Origin of the sequence: Novosphingobium sp. (assembly GCF_041915465.1) — a bacterium.
GTDB lineage: Bacteria > Pseudomonadota > Alphaproteobacteria > Sphingomonadales > Sphingomonadaceae > Novosphingobium.
The window spans coordinates 1-16,142 of record NZ_JAYSBK010000027.1 but is presented as its reverse complement, the minus strand read 5'-3'; the positions used below and the strand labels follow the sequence as shown (position 1 = coordinate 16,142).

General features: G+C 62.4%; 16 protein-coding genes and 1 pseudogene. 10 read left to right on the top strand and 7 right to left on the bottom strand.

Annotated features, from left to right (window positions below; all coding sequences use genetic code 11):
* Positions 1–40: 40 nt before the first annotated feature.
* Positions 41–2,296 (top strand): ribonuclease R family protein, encoded by a 2,256-nt coding sequence (locus tag ACE3SN_RS06870; RefSeq protein WP_374528677.1) that lies wholly within the window; start codon positions 41–43, stop codon positions 2,294–2,296.
* Here the strand turns inward: ACE3SN_RS06870 and ACE3SN_RS06865 are convergent.
* Positions 2,293–2,745: a universal stress protein gene (locus ACE3SN_RS06865; protein ID WP_374528676.1), complete on the bottom strand. Its 453-nt coding sequence runs from the start codon at positions 2,743–2,745 to the stop codon at positions 2,293–2,295. The genes ACE3SN_RS06870 and ACE3SN_RS06865 overlap by 4 nt on opposite strands.
* Positions 2,746–2,867: 122 nt before the next feature.
* Here ACE3SN_RS06865 and ACE3SN_RS06860 point away from each other — a divergent pair, with 122 nt between their 5' ends.
* The 3 genes from ACE3SN_RS06860 to lpdA are packed head-to-tail and all read left to right on the top strand — an operon-like array spanning position 2,868 to position 5,918.
* Positions 2,868–4,124, top strand: a complete 1,257-nt coding sequence (locus tag ACE3SN_RS06860; protein WP_374528675.1) for a pyruvate dehydrogenase complex dihydrolipoamide acetyltransferase — start codon at positions 2,868–2,870, stop codon at positions 4,122–4,124.
* Between the two features lie 40 nt (positions 4,125–4,164).
* On the top strand, positions 4,165–4,503 hold the full coding sequence (locus ACE3SN_RS06855) for an acyl-CoA thioesterase (protein ID WP_374528699.1): 339 nt from the start codon (positions 4,165–4,167) through the stop codon (positions 4,501–4,503).
* Positions 4,504–4,505: 2 nt separating this feature from the next.
* Positions 4,506–5,918, top strand: coding sequence for a dihydrolipoyl dehydrogenase (gene lpdA / locus ACE3SN_RS06850; RefSeq protein WP_374528674.1), 1,413 nt, complete (start codon positions 4,506–4,508; stop codon positions 5,916–5,918).
* Between the two features lie 21 nt (positions 5,919–5,939).
* Here lpdA and ACE3SN_RS06845 read toward each other — a convergent pair whose 3' ends face one another.
* The gene (locus ACE3SN_RS06845; protein ID WP_374528673.1) at positions 5,940–6,278 is read right to left on the bottom strand and encodes a PilZ domain-containing protein; all 339 of its coding nucleotides are present in this window, start codon (positions 6,276–6,278) and stop codon (positions 5,940–5,942) included.
* A gap of 155 nt (positions 6,279–6,433) precedes the next feature.
* Here ACE3SN_RS06845 and ACE3SN_RS06840 point away from each other — a divergent pair, with 155 nt between their 5' ends.
* The 3 genes from ACE3SN_RS06840 to ACE3SN_RS06830 are packed head-to-tail and all read left to right on the top strand — an operon-like array spanning position 6,434 to position 8,315.
* Positions 6,434–6,958: a hypothetical protein gene (locus ACE3SN_RS06840; RefSeq protein WP_374528672.1), complete on the top strand. Its 525-nt coding sequence runs from the start codon at positions 6,434–6,436 to the stop codon at positions 6,956–6,958.
* A gap of 4 nt (positions 6,959–6,962) precedes the next feature.
* Positions 6,963–7,703, top strand: a complete 741-nt coding sequence (locus tag ACE3SN_RS06835; protein WP_374528671.1) for an SDR family oxidoreductase — start codon at positions 6,963–6,965, stop codon at positions 7,701–7,703.
* A 6-nt stretch (positions 7,704–7,709) separates the two neighbouring features.
* Positions 7,710–8,315: a 2-hydroxychromene-2-carboxylate isomerase gene (locus ACE3SN_RS06830; protein ID WP_374528670.1), complete on the top strand. Its 606-nt coding sequence runs from the start codon at positions 7,710–7,712 to the stop codon at positions 8,313–8,315.
* Between the two features lie 9 nt (positions 8,316–8,324).
* Here the strand turns inward: ACE3SN_RS06830 and ACE3SN_RS06825 are convergent, their stop codons facing one another.
* Positions 8,325–9,065 carry a cytochrome c3 family protein gene (locus ACE3SN_RS06825; RefSeq protein ID WP_374528669.1) on the bottom strand — a complete coding sequence of 247 codons (741 nt, stop codon included), beginning with the start codon at positions 9,063–9,065 and terminating at the stop codon, positions 8,325–8,327.
* Complete coding sequence (locus tag ACE3SN_RS06820; protein ID WP_374528668.1) at positions 9,062–9,598, bottom strand: hypothetical protein; 537 nt, start codon at positions 9,596–9,598, stop codon at positions 9,062–9,064. Before ACE3SN_RS06820 ends, ACE3SN_RS06825 begins: the two co-directional genes overlap by 4 nt.
* 380 nt (positions 9,599–9,978) lie before the next feature.
* Between ACE3SN_RS06820 and ACE3SN_RS06815 the strand changes: the two genes are divergently transcribed.
* Entirely contained in the window at positions 9,979–11,256 is a 1,278-nt protein-coding gene (locus tag ACE3SN_RS06815; RefSeq protein ID WP_374528666.1) for a tyrosine-type recombinase/integrase, read from the top strand.
* A 29-nt stretch (positions 11,257–11,285) separates the two neighbouring features.
* On the opposite strand, the gene ACE3SN_RS06810 is transcribed toward ACE3SN_RS06815, so the two are convergent.
* Together ACE3SN_RS06810 and ACE3SN_RS06805 are read right to left on the bottom strand one after the other, a co-directional pair.
* Positions 11,286–12,128 carry a hypothetical protein gene (locus tag ACE3SN_RS06810; RefSeq protein WP_374528664.1) on the bottom strand — a complete coding sequence of 281 codons (843 nt, stop codon included), beginning with the start codon at positions 12,126–12,128 and terminating at the stop codon, positions 11,286–11,288.
* Positions 12,129–12,283: 155 nt separating this feature from the next.
* Positions 12,284–13,759 (bottom strand): M23 family metallopeptidase, encoded by a 1,476-nt coding sequence (locus tag ACE3SN_RS06805; protein WP_374528662.1) that lies wholly within the window; start codon positions 13,757–13,759, stop codon positions 12,284–12,286.
* Between the two features lie 559 nt (positions 13,760–14,318).
* On the opposite strand from ACE3SN_RS06805, the gene ACE3SN_RS06800 reads away from it, so the two are divergent.
* Positions 14,319–14,525, top strand: a complete 207-nt coding sequence (locus tag ACE3SN_RS06800; RefSeq protein ID WP_374528661.1) for a hypothetical protein — start codon at positions 14,319–14,321, stop codon at positions 14,523–14,525.
* A 555-nt stretch (positions 14,526–15,080) separates the two neighbouring features.
* A complete protein-coding gene (locus ACE3SN_RS06795; protein WP_374528660.1) occupies positions 15,081–15,842 on the top strand; it encodes a hypothetical protein in 762 nt (253 codons plus the stop codon).
* A gap of 189 nt (positions 15,843–16,031) precedes the next feature.
* Here the strand turns inward: ACE3SN_RS06795 and ACE3SN_RS06790 are convergent.
* Positions 16,032–16,142: pseudogene (locus tag ACE3SN_RS06790) on the bottom strand (IS5/IS1182 family transposase); the annotation flags it as partial.

Sequence of the window (16,142 nt, the reverse complement as noted above, 5' to 3'; positions counted from 1 at the left end):
TGGGCTTGCGCGGGCGGCATTTGGAGGCCACATGCCGTTTATGCCCCGCAAGCCTAAGCCGGTTCCCGGTCTGCCCAATCGCCAGCAAGTGCTGGATTTCATCGCCAGTTCGGAAGTTCCGGCCGGCAAGCGCGAGATTGCCCGCGCATTCGGGCTCAAGGGGCAGGAAAAGATCCAGCTCAAGGCCCTGCTCAAGGACATGGCCGAAGAGGGCCTGATCGACGGCAACCGCACGGCGTTTCACCGCATGGGCGGGGTGCCCAAGGTTACGGTCCTGCGCGTCGTCGAGATCGACGAGGGCGAGGCCTTTGCGATCCCCGAAAGCTGGCAGCCTGACGATGCCACCCCGCCGCCGCGCCTGCGCCTGATCGAAAAGGGCCGCAAGGGGCCTGCGCTACGCGTGGGGGACCGCGTGCTTGCCCGTACCGAGGAGGCCGGCAAGGGCTGGATCGCTCACCCGATGAAGACCCTGCCCGCGCAGGAAGACCAGCTGATGGGCGTGGTCGAGATCGACGGCGCGGGGAAGGGCTGGCTTGCTCCGGTGAGCAAGCGCGAACGCAATTCCGCGCCGATTTCCGATCTGGGCGGAGCCGAGGCCGGGCAGCTCGTGCTCGCGGAACCTGCCGGACGCAGCCCCCGCGCCGGGGTGAAGGTCACGGCGATCCTGGGCGATCCGCTGGCCCCGCGCGCCTTCAGCCTGATCGCGATCCACAAGCACGGCATCCCCTTTGCCTTCACGCCCGAGACGCTTCAGGAAGCTGACCTTTCGGCCAAGCTGCCGGTCAGCGAGGACAAGCGCGAGGATCTGCGCGCGCTGCCGATCGTGGCAATCGACCCGAGCGATGCGCGCGACCACGACGATGCGATCTGGGCCGAGCCGGACGGGCAAGGCGGTTTCCGCGCGCTGGTTGCGATTGCCGACGTCAGTTTCTACGTCCGCCCTGGCTCTGCCTTGGACCGCGAGGCGAGGAAGCGCGGCAACTCGGTCTATTTCCCCGACCGCGTTGTCCCCATGCTGCCCGAGGTACTGAGCGCCGACGTCTGTTCGCTGCGCGCCGGCGAACCGCGTGCGGCCATGGCCTGCCACCTGGAAATAGACGCAAACGGGCGGGTCACGGCATGGCGCTTCACCCGCGCGGTCGTGCAGATTCAGGAAGTCATCGCCTATGAAGAGGCCCAGCGCCGGATCGACGTGGGCGAAGCGGCAGACAACCTGACGAACCTGTGGGCGGCATGGCGCGCGCTGGAAAAGGCCCGCGACGACCGCGATCCGCTGGCGCTCGAACTGCCCGAACGGCGGGTGGTGCTCGATGCCAATGGCAAGATCGCCGAGATCGCCGTGCGCGAACGGCTCGATGCGCACCGCGTGATCGAAGACTTCATGATCGCGGCCAACGTCGCGGCGGCCAAGGCGCTGGAGGCCAAGGTCGCCCCGGTGGTCTATCGCATCCACGAACCGCCGAGCCGGGAAAAGCTGGTCGCGCTCAAGGACTATCTCGCTACCTTCGAGCGCAAGTTCGCACTGGGTCAGGTGATCACGCCCAGTCTGTTCAACCGCTTGCTCAAGGATATTTCGGATGAATCCGAAAAGGCGCTGATCATGGAGGCGGTGCTACGCAGCCAGACCCAGGCCTATTACGGCCCGCGCAACGCCGGGCATTTCGGGCTGTCGCTGGGCAGTTACGCGCACTTTACCTCGCCGATCCGCCGCTATGCCGACCTGCTGGTTCACCGCGCGCTGGTCGATGCCTATGGCCTGGAGCAGCCCAGGCCCAAGGCCGACCTTCCGCCCACTTCGGGCCTGTCGGACCGCGACCGGTCGGACCTTGGCCGCGTCAGCGAAGCAATCAGCGCCGCCGAACGCCGCGCGATGGAGGCCGAACGCGAAACGATCGACCGCTACGTTGCGGCCTGGCTATCGGCCCGCGTGGGCGAGGTGTTTACCACCCGCGTCACCGGCGTGCAGCGCTTTGGTCTGTTTGCGACGATCATTGGCCTTGGCGGCGACGGACTGGTGCCGATTTCGGTGCTGGGCGACGAACGCTTTTTCCATGACGAGCGCGCGCAGGTGCTGCGCGGCGAATCCTCCGGAACGACCTTTGCGATGGGCGATGTCCTGCAACTCCGCCTGGCCGAAGCAAACCCGCTTACCGGTGCGCTCAAGTTCGAACCCGAGGACGCGCAGGGCCGGATCGAGCCGCGCGGCAAGCCGTTGCCGCTCAAGCAGAAGGGCAAGCACCTGGCTGGAAAGCGGGGCCGGCCCGGCAATATCCGCCATCAGGGGCGGCGGCGCTAGCTGAGCCGGTCGATCTCGTCCTCGCTCATCCCGCCGGGGATGACGTAGACCGGGCAGGGCAGGTGGCCGGCATTTCCCGCGAAGTGGGTGACGAGCGGCCCCGGCCCGCCATTGGTCGCAGCGCCAAGCACCAGCGCAGCGACTTCGGGGTGCTCGGCCAGATATTCGCGCACGACCTGCACGCCGTTACCCTGCTTGACCGCGATCATCGGGGACAGCCCGCTTTCGCTGAGCAGCGACCCCGCGGCCGAGGTGACCAGCGCTTCGGCGCGGGCTCGGGCTTCTTCCTCGATCGTCGCCTGGATGCCGCCAAAGGCCACGAACTGCTGACGCGGGACCACGGCGAGGAGATGCACTGTCCCGCTGGTGCGCGCGGCCCGGCGCGCAGCGAAGCGCAGCGCAACGCTGGCTTCCTCGGTCTCGTCCATGATCACCAGGTAAACGCGCATCACATATCCCCCACATCGTGATATCCGATACAAACCTATTCGTTGCAAGGTTCTTGCCCCGGACGCACATTTTGGCCAGAGACGGGCCTGTTCACCTCCCCAGTGAAAACGGATCCGGAAATATGGCGATCGATATCAAGATGCCCGCGCTTTCTCCGACGATGGAGGAAGGCACGCTGGCCAAATGGCTCGTGAAAGTGGGCGACAAGGTTTCCTCGGGCGACATCATGGCCGAGATCGAAACCGACAAGGCGACGATGGAATTCGAAGCGGTCGATGAAGGCGTGATCACCGCGATCGCCGTGCCGGAAGGCAGCGAAGGCGTGAAGGTCGGCACCGTGATTGCAACGCTGGCCGGTGAGGATGAAGACGCGGCCCCTGCGCCTGCGGCCAGACCTGCCGCCGCCGCGCCTGCTCCGGTCGCCGCAGCGCCTGCTGCAGTGGCTCCGGCTGCAACGCCCGCCGTCGCAGCACCTGCGGCCAAGGGTGAGCGCGTGATTGCCTCGCCGCTGGCCAAGCGGATCGCGGCGGATCGCGGGGTTGACCTGGCGAGCGTCAAGGGGACCGGCCCCAATGGCCGCATCGTCAAGGCGGACGTTGAAGGTGCGCAGGCCGGAGCACCCGCCGCTTCAGTCGCTGCGCCCGTTGTGGCAGCATCGGTGGCCGCCGCGCCGACGCCCGATTTCGGCATTCCATACGAAGCGGAAAAGCTCAACAACGTGCGCAAGACCATTGCGCGCCGCCTGACCGAGGCCAAGCAGACGATCCCGCACATCTACCTCACGGTCGATGTCCGGCTCGATGCCCTGCTCAAGCTGCGCGGCGAGCTTAACAAGGCGCTCGAAGCGCAGGGCGTGAAGCTGTCGGTTAACGACCTTCTGATCAAGGCGTTGGCCAAGGCGCTGGAAATCGTGCCCAAGTGCAACGTTAGCTTTGCGGGCGATGAACTGCGCAAGTTCAGCCGCTCGGACATCTCGGTCGCCGTCGCCGCGCCTTCGGGCTTGATCACTCCGATCATTGTCGATGCCGCGAACAAGACCGTCTCGCAGATTTCGAAGGAAATGAAGGCGCTCGCCGACAAGGCGCGCGAAGGCAAGCTGATGCCGCACGAATACCAGGGCGGCACGGCGAGCCTCTCCAACCTCGGGATGTTCGGGATCAAGCAGTTCGATGCCGTGATCAATCCGCCCCAGGCGATGATCCTGGCGGTCGGCGCGGGCGAGCAGCGGCCCTATGTGGTCGACGGCGCGCTATCGGTGGCGACTGTCATGTCGGCCACCGGCAGCTTCGATCACCGCGCGATCGACGGGGCGGACGGGGCGCAGCTGATGCAGGCGTTCAAGAACCTCGTCGAAGCGCCGCTCGGCCTCGTCGCCTGAGGCGCCGGTGGCAGAGGAACTGGTCATCCGCGTCACGGCCATGCCGACCGACCTCAACCCCTATGGGGGCGTGTTCGGCGGCTGGCTGATGAGCCAATTGGCGCTCGGCGCCGGCTCGCTCGCCTCGCGCGTGGGGAAGGGCAAGGCCGTGGTCGTCCATGCCACCGATTTCACCTTTCCCGGCGCAATGATGGTGGGCGACGAGCTCACCGTCTATGCTGAAATAACCGCGCAGGGCCGCACCTCGCTCTCCATTGCCGCGCGCGGCGTGGGGCGTGAGCGCAATGGCGAGGCGAGCATCGAGGTCGCCCGCGGACAATTCAAATTCGTGCTGCTGGGCGAAGATGGCCGCCCGCGCGCGATTGCAGATTCGGAGTGAACATGGCTGAACAGTATGACGTGATCGTGCTGGGGTCTGGCCCCGGCGGCTATGTCGCGGCGATCCGTGCCTCGCAGCTTGGCCTCAAGACCGCGATTGTCGAGCGCGAGAACCTGGGCGGCATCTGCCTCAACTGGGGTTGTATCCCGACCAAGGCGCTGCTGCGCTCGGCGGAAGTCTATCATCAGATGCAGCACGCCGCAGCCTATGGCCTCGCGGCCGACAACATCCGCGCCGACCTCGACGCGGTGGTCAAGCGTTCGCGCGGGGTGGCCAAGCAGCTCAACCAGGGCGTTACGCACCTGATGAAGAAGAACAAGATCGCGGTTCACATGGGCACCGGCACCCTCAAGGGCGCGGGCAAGCTGGAAGTGGTTGGCGAAAAGGGGAGCGAAATCCTCACCGCCAAGCACATCATCATCGCCACCGGTGCCCGCGCGCGCGACCTGCCGTTTGCCAAGGCCGACGGGGGGCGTGTGTGGACCTATCGCCACGCGATGACGCCCAAGGAAATGCCGAGCAAGCTTCTGGTCATCGGTTCGGGCGCGATCGGGATCGAATTTGCCAGCTTCTACAATGATATGGGCGCGGAAGTTACGGTCGTCGAGATGATGGACCGGATCGTTCCGGTTGAAGACGCCGACGTTTCCGCCTTCCTTGAAAAGGCGCTGACCAAGCAGGGCATGACCATCATGACCGGCGCCGGGGTCGAGGCGCTCGACGTTTCGGCCAAGGGCGTGAAGGCCAAGCTCAAGGGCAAGAACGGCAAGGTCAGCGAGGCGGAGTTCAGTCACGTTATCGTGGCGGTCGGCATTGTTCCAAATACCGAGAACATCGGCCTTGAAGCTCTTGGAATTAAATCGGAACGCGGGATCATCACGATCGACGATATGGGCCGCACCAACGTGCCGGGCGTATGGGCGATCGGCGACGTCACCCCGGGGCCGTGGCTGGCCCACAAGGCGAGCCACGAAGGCGTGATTGCCGCCGAAGCCATCGCGCAGGCGCTGGGCAACAAGGACGTTCACCCCCACGCGATGGACAAGCGCAACATCCCGGGCTGCACCTATTGCCACCCGCAAATCGCCAGCGTCGGCCTGACCGAGGCCAAGGCCAAGGAAGCGGGTTACACGCTGAAAGTCGGGACTTTCCCGTTCATCGGCAACGGCAAGGCGATTGCGCTGGGCGAGCCGGAAGGCTTCATCAAGACCGTGTTCGACGCCAAGACCGGCGAACTGCTCGGCGCGCACATGATCGGCGCGGAAGTGACCGAGATGATCCAGGGCTATGTCGTGGGCAAGACGCTGGAAACCACCGAGGCCGAACTGATGCAGACGGTGTTCCCGCACCCGACGATCAGCGAAGCGATGCACGAAAGCGCACTCGCGGCTTATGGGCGCGCGCTGCACATCTAGCAGCGCGGGCTCAGCCCGGACTCAGCCCGGCTGATTCGCCTGCAGCGTGCGGGCGAGGTGCTCGAACACCGCCACGTGCAGCGGCGAGGAGAACTCGCAGCCGACAGTGTCCCCGTCGATCCAGCGGATATAGGCGACCATCAACTGCATTCCCGGGATCCGGATGCTGACGGGCAAGTCGATGCTCGGGCTGTTGAACATGCTCAGGCGAAAGCCGCGTTCCGACAGGTCTTCCATCCGCGCGACCTGCCAACGGCGGGTGCCCTGCCGCACTTCGCAGGCAAGCCCGACGCTGGCGCGGGTTGAGCGGGTGCTTACGGGACCGCGCTCGGGGCTGGAAGGAGAAGACCGGACTACCATGATGCGATCCGGAGCTAGGCTTCCGCCCTTGCGAATTGGTTAGCGCGAATGCTTGCCAATTTCTTGTCGGCGCGAATTTTGCTTGGCGCGGCCCCAGCAATTGCGCTCTACTCCACAGGTAAGCGCCACAAAGGCGCGTTGGAGAGGGGAATTGCATGTCTGAAGCATCTGCAAGCAGTGAAGCCGCAAGCCCGCCGGGGCCGATTGTCGGCTTGGGAATTCTGGTGATCGTTGTTGCGGCGATCATTGGCTGGGTGGTTGTGGGCGGCCACTATCTATCTGAAATTTCGCTGTTTGGTGGGTTTCTGATGCTCTGGTACTGGGCCAACGTCGAGCAGCTTTCGATCAAGCGCCTGCCAGCCGCCCTGATCGGCGCGCTGGTCGGGATCGGGCTGGCCTGGCTGCTGTTCAAGGGAACGGTCATCCTGGGTGACAAGGGCGGGCTGATTGGCCTCGTCGTGCTGATCCTCGCGCTCTATCTCGACATCCTCAAAGCCGTGCCGCTACTTATTAACGCTTCAACTATGCTCTACGTCACGGTGGCCGCCGCTCCGCTCGTCGGCTTGAAGGTCGATTGGCTGGAATTGTGCTTTGCCACTGTCGGCGGCGGGCTGTTTTTCGCGGCCTTCGTCGAGGCCGTGAAGTGGATCGCCGGCAAGGTGATGCCGGCCGCGAAGTGAAGCCATGACTGCCAGATCGAAAGACGTCTGTCTGGTCATTGGTGCGGGCGAGGGGGTTGGCGGCGCGATCGCCGAGGCCTTTGCCCGCGCCGGTCACCCGGTGTGCATGACCCGGCGTGTGCGCAACCTCGACCAGCTCGATGGGCTGGCAGGGCGGATCCGCGCGGCGGGCGGCACGGCGCATGCCTTTGGCGTCGATGCACGCTCGGAAGAAGAGACGGTTGCCCTGTTCGAGCGGATCGAGCGCGAGGTCGGCCCCATCGGGATCGTCGTGTTCAACATCGGCGCGAACGTCCAGTTCGGCATCCGCGAGATCACCGCGCGGGTCTTTACCAAGGTCTGGGAAATGGCCTGCTTCGCGGGCTTCCTGGCCGGGCGCGAGGCGGCCAAGGTGATGGTGCCGCGCGGGCGTGGCACGATCCTGTTCACCGGTGCCACCGCCAGCCTGCGTGGGCGTGATGGCTTTTCCGCCTTTTCCGCCGCCAAGCATGGCCTGCGCGCTCTCGCCCAGTCGATGGCCCGCGAACTGGGGCCGCAGGGCATCCATGTTGCCCACGTGATCTGCGACGGCGCGATCGACGGCAAGTTCATCCGCGAGCGCCTGGGCGATACCAGCCAGCTGCTGGCCGATGACGTGATCCTGAAACCCGAGGACATCGCCCAAAACTACGTCTGGCTGCACGAGCAACCGCGCTCGGCCTGGACCCACGAGATTGACCTGCGCCCGTGGCGCGAGAACTGGTGAAGCCATATGACCAAGCCCCAAATCGAGTTCATTTTCGACTTCGGCAGCCCCAACGCCTATTTCGCGTGGCAGGTCCTGCCCACCATCGCCGCGCGGCATGGCGCCGAGGTGAAGATCGTGCCGTGCCTGCTGGGCGGGATCTTCAAACTGGCGGGCAACCAGTCGCCGATGGCGGCCTTCGCAGGGATCAAGGGCAAGCTGGAATACGACCGCCTCGAAATGGCGCGCTTCATCCAGAAGCACGGCATCACGCGCTTCCAGATGAACCCGCACTTCCCGGTGAACACCCTGCTGCTGATGCGCGGCCTCGTCGCCGCGCAGCGCATGGGGCAGGGCGATGCCTATGTCGCGGCAGGTCTGGCCGCGATGTGGGAGCAGGGCCGCAAGATGGACGATCCCGACGTCTTCGTGGCGGCCCTCAACGAAGCCGGGCTCGACGGTCAGGCCCTCCTCGCCGCGACGCAGGATGCCGAGGTCAAGGCCGAGCTGGTCGCCAACACCGAAGCGGCCGTCGCGCGCGGCGTGTTCGGCATCCCGACCTTCTTCGTCGATGGCGAAATGTATTTCGGCAAGGACCGGCTGGGCCAGATCGACGAGCAGTTGGCGGGGTAGCCGAATCCGCTAGTCGTCGCGACCTTCGCTATCGCGGCCACCTTCGCCGCCGTGTTCGCCTTTGGGTTCGCCGTGCGCACTGGTGTGGCAGCGCGCGCAGTTCTCGACGTTGGTGATCCCTTCCTCGCGGTGCTCAGCCAGGACCTGCGCCTGCTGATGTTCGTGACAGCCGTAGCAGGTGTAGGTCTTGTAATTGCCGCCGGTATGGCAGGTCGTGCAGGCCGTGTTGTGATCCCGGTCGAGCGCGAAATAGCGGCTATGGTCAAATGTCGCAGGCTTCCAGCCCGACGACTGATGACAGGTTGCGCAGACCAGCGCCGGACCACGGTGCAGATCGTCGCGCGGAGGAACGTGGCAGGATTGGCACTTGGTGCGCGCGTCGGCCTTCAGCAGCGCATGGTCAAACCGAACGGGGCTGGCCTGCGTCAACCTGGGCCTGGGGTGATCGCTGTGGCAGGCCATGCAATTGGCCTCGGTCAGCGCCTGGTGAAAGGGCGTGGATTGCCGGTCTTGCGCAATCTTCGCGCCCTTGGTGGTGCGCAGGCCGATGTCCGCGACCGCGTGGCAGGTTGTGCAGCGTTCGGCCGAAGCACCCTGAAACGGCGTGTGGCAGGCAAAGCAATCGTTCTGCAAGGCGGAGTGCGCCGGTATCAGGTTGCCGGGGCTGACCATCTCGTGCGGACGGGCGAAGCTCAGGAAGATGATTGCTGCCAGTGCCAACGACAGGCCGATCCAGATCGCGCGCTTCATTTCCAGCCCCAGAACAGGAACGTGGACAGGATGTGAGCGGTGGCCAGCACGGCAAAGCTCATCGCGATGGGCAGATGGATCGTCCGCCACTTCTTCACCCAGCCCGCCGCCAGGCTATCCCAGAACAGCTTCTGCTCGATGGCCGCCTCGTCCAGCCCCTGCTCGCGCAGGTCGGTCTTTGCCTGCTTCATCCAGCGCTGTGCGCGCTGGACCAAGTATTTGCCGGTGAGCCCACTGATGATGTTGATCCCCATGGCAATCACCGCGAGCCAGGCCAGCACGGCGTTGAAGTGAATGCCGGCGTGGACCAGCACCAGAGTCGAACCGATCCACGCCAGCCATTCGTGCAGCCGCAACAGGCGCACCGGGTTCGAACTTTTGACATAGCCGCGCTTGCGCAGCGAATGGCCAAAAGACAGCAGGATGAGCAGACCCCCCGGAATCCCGAGATAGCGCCCGATCCAGACCATATCGGTAAGGTGCAGGACGAGGTCGATCAGCAGCGTTACGGCGGCAAGGACGAACAGCCGCAAATAAAACGGCAATATTTCGCGCAAAAGCAGACCGATCGTCATGATACGGCAGCTTGAACGGCCATGGGCGGGCAGATCGAACCAGGCATTTGCCCCGTCTAAGGGGAGATGTGGGCGTTTGTATGACCAAGGTCAAAACCCAAGCTCGGCGGCACGGCATTTGATGATTGGCGGACAGGGTGTCCGCCTAACTATTCTATCCCGACCGATCCCGACAACTCCGATAGCCTCTAAAAACCGCAGTAAAACAGAGGATATATTCTCTATCTGAATCAGCTTCGATCTGGACCTTTCCCGAAATCTCACGCATAAAGTGGGACCATAAATGGGACCGATGAAAGCGGCGCAATATCGCATCATCGCGGCGAAAGGCGGAATTCATGAGCAAGCGAATGCTAAACAAGCTCTCGGCAACGTTCGCGGCCAAGACCAAGGAGCCTGGTCGGCACTCGGATGGTGGGGGGCTGTATCTCTTCATCGACGCGCAGGGACGGCGGCGCTGGATCTTCATGTATGCCCGCGATGGCAAGCGAGTAGAGCTGGGCCTTGGCAGCGGTCGTGACTTGCCGCTTGCTGATGCACGCGCTCAGGCTGCGGCCCTGCGGACGGTGCTAGAGAAGGGCGGCGATCCCCGTGCGGAACTGCGCAAGGATAAGGCTGGCAAGACGTTCCGTGAAGTCGCAGAGGCCTTCATTGACCGCAAGGAGAGCGGCTGGCGCAACGAGAAGCACCGCCAGCAATGGCGCAACACGCTTGAGGCCTACGCCTATCCATCGATTGGCGCCCTGCCGGTGCGCGAAATCACGACGGAGCATGTCCTCAAGGTGCTTGAGCCGATCTGGCAGAAGGTGCCGGAGACCGCGAGCAGGCTTCGCGGTAGGATCGAAAACATCCTTTCGGCCGCCAAGGTGCAGGGGCTGCGGTCCGGCGAGAACCCGGCTCTGTGGCGCGGTCATCTCGATCATCTGTTGTCCAAGCCTGGGAAGCTGCATAGAGGTCACCACCCCTCGCTCCCTTATGTTGAACTGCCGGATTTCATGGCCGCCCTACGTGACCGGGAAGCCGTCGCGGCTCGCGCGCTGGAATTCTTGATCCTGACTGGCGCTCGGGCAGGAGAAGTCACCGGGGCGACCTGGGCAGAGGTGGACTTGAAGGCGGGTCTATGGACCGTTCCAGCCGAGCGCATGAAGGCGCAGCGGGAGCATATCGTGCCGCTAACGCCTCGCGCGGTGGCAATCCTTGACGGCGTCTTGCCGCTCAGGACCGAGGAAAGCCCCACTGCGCCGATTTTTCCAGCCAATGGAGGAGGGCAGTTGTCGGGAATGGCAATGCCGATGCTGCTTCGCCGGATGCACAAGGGGCGCAAGACTAATGATGATGCCGGCTGGATTGACCCGAAAGCGGGCGGGCGTATGATCACGGTCCACGGCTTCCGATCGACGTTCCGCGATTGGGCCGGCGAACAGTCATCGTTCCCCCGGGAAGTCATCGAGCACGCCTTGGCGCATGGCCTGGCCGACAAGACCGAAGCGGCCTACCAGCGCGGCTCCCTGCTCGCGAAGCGCCGCAAGCTGATGGATGCTTGGGCGAGCTACTGTGAGGTCAGGTCAGGCGAGAAGGTGGTGAAGCTGCGCCGCAAGTCTGCCGTGCCTAGGTGAAGGTGGCCAATGCCGTAGCTTGAAGCTTTTCAGTGTTGATTGGCGGAACCAACCCGTGCTGGCCGGTATAGCCATGCCGCTGCCAACAGCATTGCGCCGAAGGCTACTGCAAAAGGTTGTTGGGGAAAGACATAGAGGGGGTAACCGCCACTGATCATGTCGGGCAGATGGATTTCGACCCCTCGTCTCCAATAAAATCCGCCACTGATGAAGAACACACCAAGGCCGAGGAAGGCTAGAAACCTTATGCTCGCAAGATGCGGGCGCAATCCTCGATAGCCCTTCGATGAAGTCCAGGCTGACATGAGGCGAGGCCCTAGCCCGCTGCGCGATATTGCCCGAACCGTAAGTGCCAAAAACAACAGCAGCGCTAAACCAATCGCGCCCGGCACATTATTCGAAAGCCAATTCGGGACCATGCCGTCAGGCTGGGAAACAGGAACAATCGTCATCGGGCGGATCTGTGCGTTATATGCCGTCACGAAACGATCGATCATATTAAAAGTAGCTTTGCACGGAAACGTCAACCTTGCCCCATCACGGGCCATCACAACGCATTGGTTGTCGGGTTGCACGAAGACGGTGGAAGAATTTTTGCCGCCGCCATTTATCGTGACACCATTACCACCATCGCGCTTCGCGCGGGCCATGGCTTGCTCGGGAGAGATGTCATCGGGCGCGTTCTGATAAACTGTTTGCGAGCCATCCTTTAATGTGACGGTGACCGTTCTTGAACCGGATTGAGGCGCTGGCGGAAGCGTTTTTAGATATTCCCCCAAGGTGCGAACGGCATCCCCGTCCCCGGCCGCATCTGCCGCTCGAATAGCATCGTATATATCTGAGCGGGTGGGCTGGTGGGTTAGCTGCGCCATGTCTTTAGCGGAGGGTGAGGGTAGCTTGGCGGCAGGCTTCTCCCCCGGCCCGCCATAGTACCGAGCCATTACGATTTTCATCGCGTCAGTCGGGGTGTTATCAGGGAAATCAATCCAATTCCCATCAGGCCCATAAACCCTAGGCATTCATCCCCCTACCAATTCGTGATCGACACTCGGCCTTTATGCACCTGCCCGGTGCGAGGATCATAGGCAAATCCCTGGCCGCCACTCTGAATCACCCGCTGCCCGCTGCCCTGCACAGGGCGTGCATTGGGAGAATATGTCCAGCCGCTGCCGTTGGGTTGGCGCTCCACACCGTGGGCCTGAACGGCCATTGCCACGGCTTGTACCGGATTGCTTGCCTCCCCGCTTGCAAGAAGGTTGCCGGCGGTGGCCATGACAACACTTTTCATTTGGCCGCCTGTCGCTGACAGCTTTCCCTTACCATCGCGTCGAAGCGGAACCTGCGTGTCAAACTGCTCATCGATCAGATTGAAATCCGATGCCGTCACCTTGCGCGGCTTCCCGGCGTTTGCACCCTTCACACCAGCCGCATCAACCCGGCTATTGGCACTGATCTGCGCCGCCTGCACGGTGGCATTGGCAGCCGTCTGCGCATTGGCTCGGCTGGTGGCGTTGTCCTCGCGATTGGTCTGGATCGTCGTCGCGTCCTGCATCCCCTGACGAGTAGTGCCACCCACCTCGTTGATGTTGCCGCCAACGATCGTCTTGGCCAGGTCGCCATAGGTGCCAAGCGCTTCATTGTTGAGTTGCGCTTCGCGCGAAGCGGCGAAGGTGGCGCCGGGCTGCTGACCCTGAAATACCAGCGTGCCGCGCTGCGCCTGATCGCCACCCCAGGCGCCAAGCCCCTTGAGCGCCACAGCAATTTCAGGCTCGGAATACCCAGCCTCAAGCATCTTGGCGATGACAATACCCATGCCCTGCGGATCGATTGCAACGCCGCCCGGTTCTTCCTGCAAGACCGGCTGGCCGATTGTGGTGATCGGCTGGTTGTTGACCGACTGGCCAGACGCGGCCGCGGCAACGCCGCTGGTCGGAATAGCCTTGCCGCCCTTCAGGATGAAGCTGGGATCCTGCGTGTTGCCTTTTGCATCACGGTAGACGAAGTGCGTGTGCGGCCCGGTCGAGCGCCCGGTCGAGCCGACCGTGCCGATAAGCTGCCCACCCGTGACGCGCATCCCCGGCTTGACCGCGATGCTGTCAAGGTGGCCGTAGCTGCTGATCGAACCGTCAGCATGGCGAATGCGCACGGCATTGCCGTTTTCGGCATCGTTCCACGCCTTTATGACTTCCCCATCGCCGGCCGCGCCGACAGGCGAGCCGATCGGGGCGGCAAGGTCGATGCCGTTATGGTTCGTGCTGGCGCCAGCCGTAGGCGCCTTGCGCGGGCCATAGCGGCTCGAAACGCGCGCCCCCTTGACCGGGTTGAACCAGTCCCATCCGCTCGCCGCCGCGGCCACACCAGTCGGCTGGACGGCAGGTGCGGGCGCTGCCCCGCCGATGACCGGAGAATTGCCAGTCATCACGGTCGGCATTGAGACTGCCGGCGTGGCGGCAGGCGTCGGCTGGGCAGCAAAGGCGGGCGCAAAGAAGGTCTGCGGATCCATGTTCCAGCGCGCTTCGTTTTCGCGCGAAGTGCGGTCTGCCAGCACGGTGTCCTTGCGGGCAGCAGCCTCCATCTGGCCGATCTGCGCACGCTGCACTTGCGCTTGGGCCGCCATCTGCGGATCACCAAACAGGGCTGTGATCAGGTTGCTACCGACTTCCCCCCAAGCCGGATCGACCGGGTAGGGGCTGGCTGCATAGGGGTTGGCAATTCGCTGCGGCATTGACGGTCTCCTGTGCGACCAGGTTGGCGTCCGTGCCTCGTTTCAATACTTGCGGGAGGGGCAGGTAAGTGCCCCTCCCGTTTTCCCGACGGTCCGCACAGGACATGACCGGGTATATCACATGAGATTCGGCGGTTGAATCCTGCGCGAATCAATAATTTGTCCCATTAGGAATTGATCGGTCCGCAAGCATTGGTCCCGGTGTAAGCATCAGGGCAGAACGGCATCTGCGAGAAGCAAGGTTGCGCCACAATTAGTTGCCAGTCTTGATTCTCGCGGCCATTCCCTGCCGATAGGCCTCCAAAATGGTTGGGCACCTCTACGACAGGGGACTTCGATGCATTTGAACTTACATGCCAGGATCGAAATTGCGGCTGTAGCGGTGCTGCTGCTCGGAAGTTGCGGCGACAGCGCGCCGCGCCGATTTACCGAGGGCGATTATAACCGTTTGGACGCTGCGGATATTAACGCGCGGAATGCGATGTACCGGGTCAATGAGCTTGAAGGCAGGGTAGAGGAATTGGAGCGGCGAATTGGCGAGTAGTCGAATCGACTCTCTGGTGTGACGTCGATATACAGGACGTGTGGCAAGTCCCTACATAACCCTTGTTGAGTCATGGAAAGAGTTTCCCGGCCCTTTTAACTGGGGGGAACCCAATCCACTCGATAACGAATGGTCGATCCTAATTCCCCTTGATGTGGGAGAGGTGACAGTTGGTGGATTTGGGCTTCGGATAAAATGCAATGAGGAGCGCTGGGAGCGCGATGTTCTTTTGCAGCTAGAGGTTGGGCGCCCGGGGCAGCGAAACAGGATACCACTAACCCGCATTGAATGGCGGCCGCTTCAAGATATTCATAAAGACCCCAAGGTCCGAGGCGTGAAGCGAAAAATAATTCGCGGGTCTCATCTTCACCCATTCCGAAGGAATTATCTGGAGGATCAAGGGCGTATGATCGAAGGGAATCTGCCCTTCGCAGAAGCGCTTGATCCTGACCCAGGCAGCTTCCCGGAATTGCTTGACCTTGCTGGCAAGCTATTTAGAATCAATGGTCTAAGTTCGATGTCCCCGCCTCCTTGGCAAGGTAAGTTCGTGTAAGAATGGAGAAAATTGCTCCGCCCGAGATCGTGCTTGATGACGCGATTGCAGCCGCTCTCGCAGACCTTTTCCATGTCCGCTCTTGGGGCGCGACGAGGCATGTCAGCCTCCCATTCTTCTACCCTAGCGGCTCGAACGTTGTCGTGAAGGTCGAAAAGTCGTTTGGCGGATTTGCAGTCAGCGACAACGGCCTAGCCTACAGGGAGCTAGATAACGTAGGGGGCGCGCGTTTCTTTTCCAGCAATGTCAAAAAAGTCGCGGAACCGATCGGCGCTTGGCATGACAGCCGCGCCATTGTTACTGAAGTCGATGCAGGTGAACTAGCGGCTGCGATTGCTGAGATTGGCTCCGCTTCATCTCGTCTTGTCTGGAGGGCGATGGACAAGATCGACAGGCTTTCGCAAAGTGATGTGATCGATCACCTGTATTCCCGTTTAGATCGTATTTTTGGCCAGAAGAAGGTCGAGCGCGGAGCTCATATTTTTGGGCCTTCAACGCACGAATGGGAAGTCGATGCGCTTGTTCACGTCGATGGGCAAGACGCAGTTTTCGAGTTTGTTAGCAACCACCACAACTCTGTTTATCCAGCGTCTGCCATGTTTCACGACCTGGCCCTGATAGAGAGTCCGCCAGCTTTGACTGCAGTTGTCCCTCATAGGGGGGAATTTGGGTATTTGCTCAACATTCTAGCTCAGGCTGCAAATGTGATTGAACAAGGCCAACCCGATACCGCTTATCAACAGGCGGCGAAGTGGATTATTTGACACTTTCGGAGCCTGTATCCGGAAGGCGATCGGTTGAATTTGCAGCACAAGCTTAGACCGGCTGTATCGGAAACGTTTGATCGAACTGGTTGACGGCGCCGACGATTTGAACTGCGTTAGAACCCGAAGTCGTGTCGGGATGGGCGGTCTCGCACAACAATTCGCCTTCTAGGCTAGGGCGTAGACTCATTATGCGGCACACCATATGCGCGTGCAGATGAGTTTGACGGCGGCGAGGTAGTTCTCAGGGCACTTGTCGTATCGGGTGGCGATGCCTCGGAAGTGCTTGATGCGGTTGAA

Coding starts and splice junctions, on each gene's coding strand:
- ACE3SN_RS06870 (WP_374528677.1), top strand. CDS start 41: ATGCCCCGCAAGCCTAAGCCGGTTCCCGGTCTGCCCAATCGCCAGCAA.
- ACE3SN_RS06865 (WP_374528676.1), bottom strand. CDS start 2,745: ATGCGCGTTTACCTGGTGATCATGGACGAGACCGAGGAAGCCAGCGTT.
- ACE3SN_RS06860 (WP_374528675.1), top strand. CDS start 2,868: ATGGCGATCGATATCAAGATGCCCGCGCTTTCTCCGACGATGGAGGAA.
- ACE3SN_RS06855 (WP_374528699.1), top strand. CDS start 4,165: ATGCCGACCGACCTCAACCCCTATGGGGGCGTGTTCGGCGGCTGGCTG.
- lpdA (WP_374528674.1), top strand. CDS start 4,506: ATGGCTGAACAGTATGACGTGATCGTGCTGGGGTCTGGCCCCGGCGGC.
- ACE3SN_RS06845 (WP_374528673.1), bottom strand. CDS start 6,278: ATGGTAGTCCGGTCTTCTCCTTCCAGCCCCGAGCGCGGTCCCGTAAGC.
- ACE3SN_RS06840 (WP_374528672.1), top strand. CDS start 6,434: ATGTCTGAAGCATCTGCAAGCAGTGAAGCCGCAAGCCCGCCGGGGCCG.
- ACE3SN_RS06835 (WP_374528671.1), top strand. CDS start 6,963: ATGACTGCCAGATCGAAAGACGTCTGTCTGGTCATTGGTGCGGGCGAG.
- ACE3SN_RS06830 (WP_374528670.1), top strand. CDS start 7,710: ATGACCAAGCCCCAAATCGAGTTCATTTTCGACTTCGGCAGCCCCAAC.
- ACE3SN_RS06825 (WP_374528669.1), bottom strand. CDS start 9,065: ATGAAGCGCGCGATCTGGATCGGCCTGTCGTTGGCACTGGCAGCAATC.
- ACE3SN_RS06815 (WP_374528666.1), top strand. CDS start 9,979: ATGAGCAAGCGAATGCTAAACAAGCTCTCGGCAACGTTCGCGGCCAAG.
- ACE3SN_RS06810 (WP_374528664.1), bottom strand. CDS start 12,128: ATGGCGCAGCTAACCCACCAGCCCACCCGCTCAGATATATACGATGCT.
- ACE3SN_RS06805 (WP_374528662.1), bottom strand. CDS start 13,759: ATGGATCCGCAGACCTTCTTTGCGCCCGCCTTTGCTGCCCAGCCGACG.
- ACE3SN_RS06800 (WP_374528661.1), top strand. CDS start 14,319: ATGCATTTGAACTTACATGCCAGGATCGAAATTGCGGCTGTAGCGGTG.
- ACE3SN_RS06795 (WP_374528660.1), top strand. CDS start 15,081: ATGGAGAAAATTGCTCCGCCCGAGATCGTGCTTGATGACGCGATTGCA.